We start from the raw sequence: 12,954 nt of genomic DNA, 5'->3' as shown, positions 1-12,954 counted from the left end.
CTATAAAGATATATTAACTTTTTGATAAGTAACTTTTTTGATTTATCAATAAAACGTATAAAACAGCAGATATAACTACAAATACTAGCGTAAATAAGTTATAAGAGGATATATTTTCATATATATACCCAAATACTAATTCAGATACTAAATATGCAAAAATAACCCATGATGAAGCAAATGCTTTTGTGATTTTAGAAAAATCTCCTTTGCTATCTATATATGCATATATTACGAAAAATACTATATGTAGAACTAGAGCAACTGCTAAATTAAGCACTCCTGCAATCATCAACAAATATGTCAAAAACATATATACTAAAAAGGCAATAGTTCTAGAAAAAGGTAGATAACTCAAAGGTAAAGGATCTGCTTTGTTAGCTTTAATTTTTGCGTATGCAATAGGTAGAGCTATGCATGATACTAATATAAAAGTCGTTGTTAAAGAAGCTATCATCTGCCAGTTTCTAAAGAAAAATATCAAAATCAAAGAGCAGATAAATGAAAAAATTAATGAAGTACGCGAAACGTTTACACCCTCAGTTACTCTAGCAAAATAACCAGGCATTTGTTTTGCCTTTGACATTTCATTTAACATACGAGTACTAGCGCCTAGATAGATAATACCTGTTCCTGATGGACTAATTAGAGCATCTGCATAAAGTACCAAAGCTAAAGCATTTAAACCTAATATTCCTGTTAATTGAGCTAAAGGAGATTCAAAATTTAAGCCACCCCAACCATTTTCTAGCATTTTTTCAGGTACACCACCAATAAATGATATTTGTAATAATAGGTATATGAATAATACTATCAATACACTACTAACTAATGCTATTGGAATATTTTTTCTAGGATTATCTAGCTCTGCTGAGAAACTAGCTGCCATCTGAAATCCAAAAAATGAGTAAAATATACCACAAGTAACAATAGCATTAAAAATACCACTAACTCCATCTGGCATAAAACGAACATTTTCACCACCAAAGTTACTTGAATGAAATGCTGCTATCATTATTATCACAGATGTGGCTATGGGTATGATTATCTTCAGAGATGTTAGTGAATTATTAATTTTTGATAGAGATTTGATACCCCAATAATTTATCAAAGTATACAGTAACATAAACACTGCGACTACTAAAACTCCTACAAAAGTAAGTTCACCATTACTAAATACATAAGGAGTAATTGGCTCATATATAGAAGAAATATATTGTGTGGTAGCCATAGCTTCTGAAGGTACAATTATAAGCCCTAGCATCCAGTTTGATAATCCTGTTACAAAACCAAAATGCTGATTATGCGATATAGTTACTAATCGCGTAAATAATCCATTTGTAGGATATTTGACAGCTAGTTCTGATAATAAGAAAGCCATTAAAAGAACTACAAAAGCTCCTATAATCCATGAGAAAATTGATGAAGCTCCAGTTGCTTGTGAGGCATAATAAGAAGCATATAACCATCCACTACCAAGCATAGTACCTACACTTAATGCTATAGCAGTAAATAGGCTTGGTTTTTTTGTATTTTTCATATTTTTATTTCACCTATTTTTTAAGATTTGTATTCAAAAACAAATATATTATTCTTAATAAATAAATTTTAATCAATAAAATTATTTTGTGATGCGATAGGAGAAAAATTAAGAAGATTACTAAAATATTAGATTTTCATTGGCATAATAATAAATAAACTATTATCTTTTTCATCTTTAACTAAAGCACTCATATTAGGATTATCAAGATAAATAGTCATAGTTTCTTCACTTAAAACATTAATAATGTCTAGAAGATATTTGTAATTAAAACATATTTCCATATCATTATCATTATATTGAACTTCTACTTTATCCTCTGCCTTCTCATTATCAGGGTTATTTGCAGATAAAAGCACTTGTCCTTGAGATATATTTAAACGTACACCTTTGTATTTATCATTAGCTAGTATAGATGTTCTTAATAATGAATTTTTCAAAACTTGTTTATCTACAGCAAGAAGCTTAGTGTTATTTTTAGGGATTACTTTTTGATAATCTGGATAACGTCCATCTATAAGTTTTGATATAAATGCATAATTACCAAATTCTGCTTTAAGATAGTTCTTACCTAAACATATTTTGATATTTTCTTCTGTTTTGCCAACTATCTTTTTAAGCTCTAAAATAGCCTTTTTAGGAATTATTGACTGCGAATCACTATCTAAAACTTTACTATCTATTATAGCTTCTGTAATAGACATTCTGTGTCCATCTGTAGATACTGCTCTTAGTAAATTTGAATTAATTTCCCAAAACATCCCATTTAAGAAATATCTAGTATCATCATTAGCCATAGAAAAATCTACTTTTGATATTATATGATGAAAGTCTTGTTGAGAAAGATCAAAGCTCGCTTGCTCATTAATATTACTGTCAATTAAAGGATAATTATCAGCATTTAGCGATATAAGGTTAAATGTACTATTATTAGAAATAATTGTAACTTTATTATCATCGATTCTAAAATCGATCATAGAGTTATCATTTAAACTTCTAACAATGTTGTATATTTTGTCAGCATTTAACGCTAACTTTATGTTTGTATTACAACTAACAGCTATACTACATGATATCTCTGTATCAAGATCCGAAGCTGTAATTTTAAGATTATTGTTATCTATATCAAACAATATGCATGATAATAAAGGCATTGTACTTTTACTATTAGCCACTGATAACATTGACTGTAAAGGCTTTAGTAAGTCATCTCTATTTAGTACAAAATTCATTTTTAAAAACCCCTTTGATAATAGTTCCTATTTTTATTTAACGAGAAATCTTGTCTAAAAGCAACTCATAATCATCAGATATTGAAGTATTGCTTTGTCTTAATTTAGTTATAGCTTTGACAGCGTGCATGACAGTAGTGTGATCTCTACCTCCAAAGGCATTACCTATTTCTGGTAAGCTATGTGATGTCAGCTCACGTGCTAAACTCATTGCTATTTGTCTTGGTCTAGCTATATTTCTACTTCTTTGATTAGAAGTTAAGTCTTTTACCCTTATTCTATAAAAATCAGCGACAACTTTTTGGATATTATCTATTTTTACTTTCTTTTCTTGTATTTTTATAACATCTCTTAAACAAGCTTGCGCTACTTCTATAGTAGGATCTTTATGATTAAACTTAGAGGTTGTTAGTACTCTATTTAAAGCGCCCTCCAACTCTCTAACATTTGTACGTACATTTTCAGCAATAAAAGCTGCTGTTTCATTAGGTAATTTTTGTCCTAAATCATGTGCTTTTTTGAGCAAAATAGCTATTCTAGTTTCTAAATCTGGCATATCTACAGAAACTGTTAGACCATATCCAAAGCGTGATACTAATCTTTCTTCCAAACCTTCTATTTCATTTGGATACTTATCACTAGTCAAGATAATCTGCTTACCATTTTCATACAAAGCATTAAACGTATGGAAAAACTCTTGAGCTGTACCTTCTTTACCTGCAATAAATTGAATATCATCTATAAGAAGAATATCTGCAGATCTATACACTCTTTGAAACTCATCTTGATCTTGTAATCTAATTGAATTTACATAATCTTTAATAAATTGTTCAGAGTTTGTGTATATTATTCGAGCATTTGGATTAACTTCTCTAGCATGATTACCAATAGCCTGCATCAAGTGAGTTTTACCAAGTCCGCTACCACCGTATATAAATAATGGATTGTGCAATTTACCAGGATTAATAGATACTTGCATAGCCGCTGCTCTAGCTATTTTATTTGCATCACCAACGACAAAACTATCAAAAACATATTTTTCTTTTAATGGTAAACCAAAAGAATACTCCTGATCATCTTTATCTGTGATAAGCATAGCTTCATCAAAACCAAACAACTCTTGAGAAGCCGTTTTTTTAGAAGATGTTTTTTTTTGATTCTTCTTAGGTTCTTGATTTAGACTTATTTCTTCAGAATCATCTTTTATTTCAACATTTTTCTGATTAAAAAAGTTTGCTTGTGGCCCAACCGAAGCTACTCCCGAAGCTTTTTCTCCAGAAAACTTTTTATTAGAATATTCTATAAGCAAATCACCATTATGAAACTCTTCTATTGTAGATGAAATAAGATCTCCATACTTAGATTTTATATGTTTTTTAAAATATTCATTATTACAATAAATTGTGAATAAGTTACTATTTTGCTCTACATGAATAGGTTTAATCCACGTTTTATATTCAAACGTAGAAAGGTTTTTTTTTATCTTTTTTAAACACTTATCCCATGTAGTCATAATGAAAAAACGTCCCAATAACCTTTAGTTTAAAAGGATAGCCAATAATTGGCATAACAAATTAATTGAATGTGTAAGATTTTATTGCAATAAAAAAAAATAAGCAAACATAATTACTTAAGCCTGTGGATAATTATGTTAATTAATTTGTTTATTTTTTAAGAAGAAGCTTGTTAAATAACTTATTCACAAATATGTTGATACTTCTGTTGATAAATTTGATAATTATTTATCCACATTTTTGTCCAGATCATTTAATCCACTTTTTTACATACTTATACATTCTTTTTAAACCACTTTAATTCTTTGATTTATCTAGCTTTTAGCGAGTTATCAACAGGAAAATATCCACATAATAAATAATAATATAAAGAAAAAGAAATTAAGTTATATATAAATAAGTAAAAGAAAAATAATCAAAAATATAAAAAAAAATTTTTTTCTTTATAATTGATGTTAATAAAATAAAAAATACTTTTTCTAATGTCATCAAATACAGAAATATTTTTAAACATAAATAAATATGAACAAAGAATAGCTATAAAAGAAAATAATATACTCAAAGAAATTCTAATTGAAAGAGATAACCAAAAAAGAATAGTTGGAAATATTTATAAAGGTAAAATCATAAGAGTACTTCCTGGTATGCAAGCAGCCTTTGTAGATATTGGACTAGAAAAAGCTGGTTTTTTACATTTATCAGAAGTTATACCTTTAGAAAGGGATGATGATGAATCTGATGAAAATTTTAAAATTAATAAACTAAATACTGAAGATATCAATAAATGGTTACGTGAAGGTCAAGAAGTATTGGTTCAAGTAGTCAAAGAAAGTATTGGCAATAAAGGTGTAAAACTAACTTCACACTTATCTGTATCATCTCGTTTTTTAGTTTTTTTACCTGATCTAGATCATATTGGTATATCTCTTAAAATAAACAAAGAAGAAGAAAAACAAAGATTATTAGATTCAATTAAAAAAATTACCCAAAGTGAAAATCCTCGTGGATATATTTTAAGGACTGCTGCAGAGGGTGCTAGTTATGAAGAGTTAGAAAATGATATCAAATTTTTGAATAATTTATGGCAAGATATTTTGGATATTTCTAGCACTATAATCAAACCAGGAGTTGTTTATGAAGATTTTAGTTTGATAATAAAAACAATTAATATTTTTGCTAATGATAATCCTGATAAAATCCATGTTGATGATATAGATTCATATAAAGAAATTTGCCAATTTGCTGATAAATATATTCCTGGTTTAAGAGATAAAATAGAACTTTATCAAAAACATAATATTTTTGAAGAATATGATATTGATGTTGAAATAAATAAAGCTTTGGATAAAACAGTATATCTCAAATCAGGTGGTTATTTGGTTATTGAGCAAACTGAAGCAATGATAACTATTGATATAAACACAGGTGGTTTTATAGGAACAAAAAATCTAGAAGAAACTATATTTAAGACAAATCTAGAAGCTACAAAAGAGATAGCAAGGCAACTAAGATTGAGAAATTTAGGTGGCATAATAATCATAGATTTCATAGATATGATGGATGAGTCACACAAAAATCAAGTTTTAGAGGCTTTAAAGAAGGAATTAGAGCTTGATAAGGCTAAGACTAGTGTAAGTGATATTTCAGAGCTAGGATTGGTTGAAATGACACGTAAAAGGGTACATGAGAGTTTATTAAGGACATTATGCCAACCATGTGAACATTGTAATGGTAAAGGAAGTGTCAAAACACTACAAACAATTTGTTATGACATCTTTAGAGAGATTAAGTCAGAATCAAAAAATTATCCAAATTATAATAATTTCTTACTAATGTCTTCGAAAAAAATTATTGATTATATAGAAAAAGAAGAATCTATATGGTTAGCAGAGCTAGAATTAGAAATTGAAAAAAATATATATTTAAAAGCTGAAAGTAACCATATATACAATCAATATGACATAATTCCATTAAATTAAAAGAAATTTACAAAACATTGTTGACAGCTTAATAAAAAGAGCTATAATACATACTCATAGTCGCCGACTTAGCTCAATAGGTAGAGCAACTGACTTGTAATCAGTAGGTCGCCAGTTCGATTCCGGCAGTCGGCACCATAAATACGGAGTGGTAGTTCAGTTGGTTAGAATACCTGCCTGTCACGCAGGGGGTCGCGGGTTCGAGTCCCGTCCATTCCGCCATATTCTCATTAAGGTCTAGTTCTTAAAACTCAGTTTTCCCCTTTTTACTTCTGATATCTTGATCTAGACCTTAATTTTTTACTTTTTCTTTTAAAATAAATGAATAAATAAGACAGTTTATTTAATCAGTATGCACCATAAAAAAAGTAGTCATCCTTCTGCTTGATATGGGGATCTTTTAAATATTGTAGAGATTCCTATCTTCGTGAGAATGACTTGATATTAAATCAGTGGTCTTTAAATCTATGTGTCTAAAAGTTATTTAAATAGATTCAACGATTTTTAGTATTTAATGTTTTTCTTTATAGAAGAAGATAAGTTGTTATATTTTATGTAATGGTATACCATTACATAAATACATTAAAAATTATGCTTATATGAGTTCAATTAATGGATGGCAACAATTTATAAATATCTTATCTGAAACTTCAGATCCTCAAGATATTAATATTATTTGTGATTTTTTGTTAACTAAAGAAGAAAAAGAACAATTAAGTAAAAGGGTATTATTAACCAAAGAACTGATAAAAAAAACTAAATCACAAAGAGAAATATCTAAAGAAATAGGTATAAGTATTTGTACAGTTACAAGGTGTTCTAATGCTCTAAAAGATTGCTCTACAAGAGTAAAAGAAATATTCTCTGATAATAAAAAAGGTGATTAAATGTCAGTAAAAGAGCCAGAAAAATTTTTAGCTTCGCATATCTATAATTTAGATTATCAAGAAGATTTAAATAGATGTTTTGCTAATTTATGTACTAACAAAAAAAATACTATATTGTTAGAATCAGCAGAAATAGATACAAAAGATAAACTCAAAAGTATTTTGGTACTAAATAGTGCCTTGCGTATAGCCTGTATTGAAAACAAAATTTTTATGAAACCATTATCCAAAAATGGCGAATATGCTCTAAAAGAGATACAAAAAAACATCAAAGATGATATTGAATATATATATGATAATAAACAATTAATATTAACTTTTAAATCAATAAAAGATTATCAACTCAATGAACATCAAAAATTAAAAAAACAGTCAGTTTTTGATGCTTTAAGAATTATAAAAGATAGTTTTGAAATATATAATGAATTCAGTATTTTTTTGGCTGGTTTATTTGCTTATGATGTAGTTGGTAGTTTTGAAGAAATAGGTCAAGTAAAGCGTAAGAATAAATGTCCAGATTATGTATTTTATCTTGCAGATACAATACTTGTAAGTGATCATCAAGAAAAAAATACATTTATACAAGTTAATAGTTTTGGACATAAAACAATAGCAGATCTAGAGGATAGTATTGCTGTAATTAAGCAAAATATAAATAATGATATAGAATTAAAAGTTGAAAAATTTAGCAACTTAGAACCTAAAGAATCAATAAATGATAGGGATTTTTGTAGTGTAGTAGATAAACTAAAATCACATATTATAGATGGTGATATATTCCAAGTTGTACCTTCACGAAGTTTCTTTTTGCCATGTCAAAATTCTTTGGAAGTTTATAAAGAGCTTAAGCGTACAAACCCTAGTCCATATATGTTTTATATGCAAGATGAAGATTTTATTATCTTTGGAGCATCGCCAGAAAGTGCCTTAAAATATCAAAAATCTACAAATCAAGTAGAGATATATCCTATAGCAGGCACACGCAGAAGAGCAAAAAATTCAGATGGTAGTATTAATACAGATTTAGATAGTAGGATTGAGTTAGAGCTTAGATTAGATGCTAAAGAAAATGCGGAACATATGATGTTAGTAGATTTGGCTCGTAATGATGTTGCAAGAATATCAAAAACTGGTACTCGCTATGTTGCTGATCTTTTAAAGGTTGATAGATATAGTCATGTTATGCACTTAGTCTCTAGAGTAGTAGGTCAACTTGCTGATGACTTGGATGCTTTACATGCTTATCAGGCTTCCATGAATATGGGTACATTAACAGGTGCACCAAAGATAAAAGCTATGCAATTAATATCAGAAGTCGAAAAACAGACTAGAGGTGGATATGGTGGAGCTATAGGTTATTTTAATGGTTATGGTGATTTAGATAGTTGTATAGTTATACGTTCTGCTTATGTTGAAGATGGGGTAGCAGAGGTTCAAGCAGGTGCAGGTGTGGTGTTGGATTCTATACCTATAGCAGAAGCTGATGAAACTAGAACAAAAGCACAAGCTGTAATATCAGCTATCAAAAATGTACATGGAGTGTAGTAAATGGCTAATATTATATTTATAGATAATTTTGATTCATTTTCTTATAACTTAGTGGATGAATTTAGAGTTCTAGGAAATAATGTCGAAGTATTTAGAAATAACTTATATCTAGAAGTTCTTTTGGATAAAATTAATTCAACTGATAATCCTATAGTTGTGATATCGCCTGGTCCTGGTAATCCTGCAAGTGCAGGATGTATAGTTGATCTTATATCAGTTATTAAAGGTAAGGTACCAATTATAGGAATATGTTTAGGTCATCAAGCTATAGTTGAAGCTTATGGTGGTATAGTATCTCATGCTAATGAAATTGTTCATGGTAAAACTGCTAAAGTTAAATTTATAAAGCATGGTATTTTTGAGGGTTTGGAATCACCATTGAGTGTGGCTAGGTATCATTCTTTAGTAGCTATAAAAGTACCAACTGGCCTCGAAACTGTAGCGGAAGTTAATGACTTGGTAATGGCTGTAGTAGATGATAAAAATAAGGTCTGTGGTTTACAATTTCATCCTGAGTCAATAATGACTATACATGGTTCTAAACTCTTAGATAATATAGTTAAATGGGTACAGCAATGATTAGTTTAAGAGATATTGCAGAAAAATTATTTAATTCAGAGGATCTTAATTATAAAGAAAGTTATCAGCTTTTTGATTACTTTATAAAAGGTCAAATAGAGTTACCTTTACAAACTAGTATATTAATAGCTCTTAAACTAAAACAAGAAACTTCGACAGAAATAGCAGCTGCCGTAGAAGCTCTACTTGATAATACAAAAGAGTTCCCAAAAATAAATGGAGATTTAGCTGGAATAGTTGGTACTGGTGGAGATGGGTTTAATACTATTAATATTTCTACAACAGCTGCTATTGTTGCAGCGGCAGCTGGTTATAAAGTTGCTAAACATGGTGGTCGTAGCATATCGAGTAAATCAGGTTCTTTTGATCTTTTAGAATCTTTTGGTGTTAATATAGAGTTATCACCACAGCAAACAAAAGAATGTTTAGAATTGTATAATCTTGGGTTTTTATTTGCTCCATTTTATAGTGAGGGATTTAGGTATATAAAAGAGGCTAGAACTATCTTAAAAACTAGAACTATTTTTAATATTTTAGGACCTTTGATAAATCCAGCTAGACCAAATAAGGTTGTGATAGGAGTTTATTCAAAAGATTTAATTTTGCCAATGGCAAAAACTCTAATTAATCTTGGGATAGACAGAGCCGTAGTGGTATATGGAAGTGGTTTAGATGAGGTAGCAATACATGATGATACTTATATTGCTGAAATACAAAATAGTCAGATAATCGAATACAAAGTTTCTCCTGTAGATTTTGGTATAGATACTTATGCAATCAAAGATCTTGAGGGTGGCTTACCAGAGCAGAATAGAGAGATTATAAAGCAAATACTTCAAGGTAAGGGTAAACAAGCGCATAATGCTGCTGTAGCTGTAAATGTCGCTATGCTTATGAAGCTTTATGGTAAAGATAATCTAAAACAAAATACACAAGAAATAGTAGAACTTATAAAATCAGGTAAGTGTTATCAAACTCTTCAAAATGTAATATCATTTGGTTAAAAAATAGTCTTATTTTTCAATGTATGATAATTTAAAACTTATAAGTATTTAGGTAGTTATACAAATGAAAAAAAGAAAAATCATAATTTTAGGTAGTTTATTATTTGCAAGTAGCTTTGTATTTGCAGCTAATGATTCAGAAAGTAAATATCAAAAAGCTGTATTTGCAGGTGGTTGCTTTTGGTGTTTAGAGTCAGATTTTGAATATATGCAAAAACATCAAGATTTAAGTCATGATGGTATTATAAAGGTTATTTCTGGTTATGATGGTGGTTTGCAAAAAGATCCTACTTACAAAACAGTATCTGCAGGCATTACAAACTATAAAGAATCAGTAGAAGTGGTATATGATCCTACTAAAATTAGTTATCAAGATTTAGTAGAGTATTTTTATCGTCGTATAGATCCTACAGATTCTAAAGGACAGTTTTGTGATAAAGGCGAGCAATATCAATCAGCTATATATTATAGCGATGATAAACAAAAACAGGTTGCTGAAGAGATTACTAAAAAATTAAAAGCAGAATTTAAAAAACATAACCAACCTGTATATACCCAAATTTTACCATCTACACATTTTTATAAAGCCGAAAGTTATCATCAAGATTATCATCATAAAAACCCTAAAAGATATTGTTACTATCGTACAGGATGTGGGCGTGATGTAACAGTAAATAAAGTTTGGCAAAATATGGATTGGAAATATAGTAATGTAGCACCTTTTGATATACCATCTAGCTATGCAGAATGTTTAACAAGATAGTAAAATGAAAGTAATAGGTGTAGCATCTAAAGTTTCTAATGATAGAGAAGATTTGCTTGAAGAAGCTTGGGAGCTTTTCTTTAATAGTGAGGTATTAGAATATCTCAATGGTCAAAATATATCTCAAGATATAATATCTGTTTATTATGAGTATGAAGGCGATCATACCGCTCCATACACTCTTTTGATAGGTTATGAGGTGGCAGAGTCTTTTGAAGTACCAACAGGGTTAAATTCAGTGCAAATTGAGCTTAACCATCAAACGTACCGTGTTGAAGGCGAGCTACCTGATGCTATCATTGATAAATGGCAACAAATTTGGGCAGATAACTCTAAAAAGAGAGCTTATAAAGCAGATTTTGATAGATATAATCCTATTGAAGATTATGCTGAAGTTAATGTCGAATATCTAAAATAAATAATCTTCAAATCAACAAAGTACAGAAAAATTCAACTTTTATTCTTTTTTCGTTTAAAATACTTCATAAAATCATATAAATAATAAGTATTATGGAAACTATATTAGCTAAAATAGTTGAAGCAAAAAGAAATTGGCTTTTTGCAAAAAAAAGGTTATTTCCACTAGATGTATTCAAAAAAGAAGTTATCAAAACAGATAGAGATTTTTATCAGGCTTTGGAGTCAGACAAAGCAGTATTTATTCTAGAGTGTAAAAAAGGCTCTCCTTCTAAAGGAGTTATCCGTAAAAAGTTTGATCTAAATGAAATAGCAGCAGTATATAAAAATTATGCAAATGTGATATCTGTACTTACAGATGAAGAGTTTTTTATGGGTAGTTTTGCAAATTTAGAGATTGTTAGAAAGCAAGTAGCTCAACCTATACTTTGTAAAGATTTCATTATAGATGAATATCAAATATATTTAGCTAGACATTATCAAGCTGATGCAGTGTTATTGATGCTTTCGGTATTAGATGATAATGAGTATAAGAAACTAGCAAAAGTAGCTAATCGTCTAGGTATGGGTATCTTAACTGAAGTTAGTAATGAAGAAGAGCTTGAAAGAGCTATCAAACTCAAAGCAAAAGTTATAGGTATTAATAATCGTAATCTAAGAGATCTTTCTATTGATCTAAACACTACGCGTCTTTTAGCGCCAAAAATACCTAAAGGAATAATTATTATTTCAGAATCAGGTATTTATAAAAATCAAGAAATCCGTGATTTAAGAAATTATGTTAATGGCTTTTTGATAGGTAGTTCTATTATGAGTGAACGTAATCTAGAACTTGCAGTTAGAAAACTTGTATATGGCTTTAATAAAGTTTGTGGCCTTACCTCTGTAGAAAATGCTCAAAAAGCCTATAATGCAGGAGCGGTGTATGGAGGATTTATATTTGTAGAAAAATCTCCTCGCTGTGTAGATTTTGCCATGGCAAAACAAATAGCTAAAAAAGTTAGATTAAACTATGTAGGTGTATTTGCTAATGCTAGCATCGAAGATGTTGTAAATACTGCCTATGGTTTGAAACTTAGTGCAGTACAGTTACATGGTGACGAAAATCAAGAATATATAGATGCACTAAAATCAAAACTACACAGAAACTGTCAGATATGGAAAGCTTATGGGATTGATAAAACTGTCCCAGAGTTTTTTGCTAATGTGGATTATCACTTATTGGATGCTCAAGTAGATGGTAAATCAGGTGGTACTGGTAAAGCTTTTGATTGGAGTCTTATCAAAGATAGAAAAAATATAATACTTGCTGGTGGTCTGAATGCTAAAAATATAGCAAAAGCAATAGAGTTAAGATGTTCTGCTTATGACATTAATTCAGGTGTAGAATCTGAGCCAGGACAAAAAGATCAGCAGAAGTTAAAAGAAGTTTTTGAGGTTATAAGAGACTATTAGTATCTTATTTCACACTTTATTTTAACTTATAAGTAT

At 29.3% G+C, this 12,954-nt stretch carries 11 protein-coding genes and 2 tRNA genes; 10 read left to right on the top strand and 3 right to left on the bottom strand.

Annotation, left to right across the window (positions count from 1 at the left end):
- Positions 1 to 13 precede the first annotated feature (13 nt).
- From ACKTR7_RS06785 to dnaA, 3 genes are all read right to left on the bottom strand, one after another.
- Positions 14 to 1,540, bottom strand: coding sequence for an APC family permease (locus ACKTR7_RS06785; RefSeq protein WP_407877600.1), 1,527 nt, complete (start codon positions 1,538 to 1,540; stop codon positions 14 to 16).
- 128 nt (positions 1,541 to 1,668) lie between these two features.
- Positions 1,669 to 2,772 carry a DNA polymerase III subunit beta gene (gene dnaN, locus ACKTR7_RS06780; protein ID WP_044525332.1) on the bottom strand — a complete coding sequence of 368 codons (1,104 nt, stop codon included), beginning with the start codon at positions 2,770 to 2,772 and terminating at the stop codon, positions 1,669 to 1,671.
- A 37-nt stretch (positions 2,773 to 2,809) separates the two neighbouring features.
- A complete protein-coding gene (gene dnaA / locus ACKTR7_RS06775; RefSeq protein ID WP_407877599.1) occupies positions 2,810 to 4,285 on the bottom strand; it encodes a chromosomal replication initiator protein DnaA in 1,476 nt (491 codons plus the stop codon).
- 483 nt (positions 4,286 to 4,768) lie between these two features.
- Here dnaA and ACKTR7_RS06770 point away from each other — a divergent pair, with 483 nt between their 5' ends.
- From ACKTR7_RS06770 to trpCF, 10 genes are all read left to right on the top strand, one after another.
- Positions 4,769 to 6,265 (top strand): Rne/Rng family ribonuclease, encoded by a 1,497-nt coding sequence (locus ACKTR7_RS06770; RefSeq protein WP_407877598.1) that lies wholly within the window; start codon positions 4,769 to 4,771, stop codon positions 6,263 to 6,265.
- 62 nt (positions 6,266 to 6,327) lie between these two features.
- Positions 6,328 to 6,403 (top strand) — tRNA-Thr (locus ACKTR7_RS06765).
- 7 nt (positions 6,404 to 6,410) lie between these two features.
- Positions 6,411 to 6,487, top strand: a tRNA-Asp gene (locus tag ACKTR7_RS06760).
- A gap of 377 nt (positions 6,488 to 6,864) precedes the next feature.
- Complete coding sequence (trpR, locus tag ACKTR7_RS06755; RefSeq protein WP_044527075.1) at positions 6,865 to 7,152, top strand: trp operon repressor; 288 nt, start codon at positions 6,865 to 6,867, stop codon at positions 7,150 to 7,152.
- Positions 7,153 to 8,697 carry an anthranilate synthase component 1 gene (locus ACKTR7_RS06750; RefSeq protein WP_407877597.1) on the top strand — a complete coding sequence of 515 codons (1,545 nt, stop codon included), beginning with the start codon at positions 7,153 to 7,155 and terminating at the stop codon, positions 8,695 to 8,697.
- Positions 8,698 to 8,700: 3 nt separating this feature from the next.
- Positions 8,701 to 9,279 carry an aminodeoxychorismate/anthranilate synthase component II gene (locus tag ACKTR7_RS06745; protein WP_013923726.1) on the top strand — a complete coding sequence of 193 codons (579 nt, stop codon included), beginning with the start codon at positions 8,701 to 8,703 and terminating at the stop codon, positions 9,277 to 9,279.
- Complete coding sequence (gene trpD / locus ACKTR7_RS06740) at positions 9,276 to 10,283, top strand: anthranilate phosphoribosyltransferase (RefSeq protein WP_407877596.1); 1,008 nt, start codon at positions 9,276 to 9,278, stop codon at positions 10,281 to 10,283. Before ACKTR7_RS06745 ends, trpD begins: the two co-directional genes overlap by 4 nt.
- Before the next feature lie 64 nt (positions 10,284 to 10,347).
- Positions 10,348 to 11,046 carry a peptide-methionine (S)-S-oxide reductase MsrA gene (msrA, locus tag ACKTR7_RS06735; RefSeq protein ID WP_407877595.1) on the top strand — a complete coding sequence of 233 codons (699 nt, stop codon included), beginning with the start codon at positions 10,348 to 10,350 and terminating at the stop codon, positions 11,044 to 11,046.
- Positions 11,047 to 11,050: 4 nt separating this feature from the next.
- Positions 11,051 to 11,464: a GyrI-like domain-containing protein gene (locus ACKTR7_RS06730; protein ID WP_044527071.1), complete on the top strand. Its 414-nt coding sequence runs from the start codon at positions 11,051 to 11,053 to the stop codon at positions 11,462 to 11,464.
- A gap of 92 nt (positions 11,465 to 11,556) precedes the next feature.
- Positions 11,557 to 12,918 carry a bifunctional indole-3-glycerol-phosphate synthase TrpC/phosphoribosylanthranilate isomerase TrpF gene (gene trpCF / locus ACKTR7_RS06725; RefSeq protein WP_407877594.1) on the top strand — a complete coding sequence of 454 codons (1,362 nt, stop codon included), beginning with the start codon at positions 11,557 to 11,559 and terminating at the stop codon, positions 12,916 to 12,918.
- The last annotated feature ends 36 nt before the right edge of the window (positions 12,919 to 12,954 follow it).

The organism is Francisella sciaenopsi (genome assembly GCF_045862875.1).
GTDB classification, from domain to species: Bacteria; Pseudomonadota; Gammaproteobacteria; order Francisellales; family Francisellaceae; genus Francisella; species Francisella sciaenopsi.
This window is presented reverse-complemented; position numbering and strand designations above follow the sequence as displayed.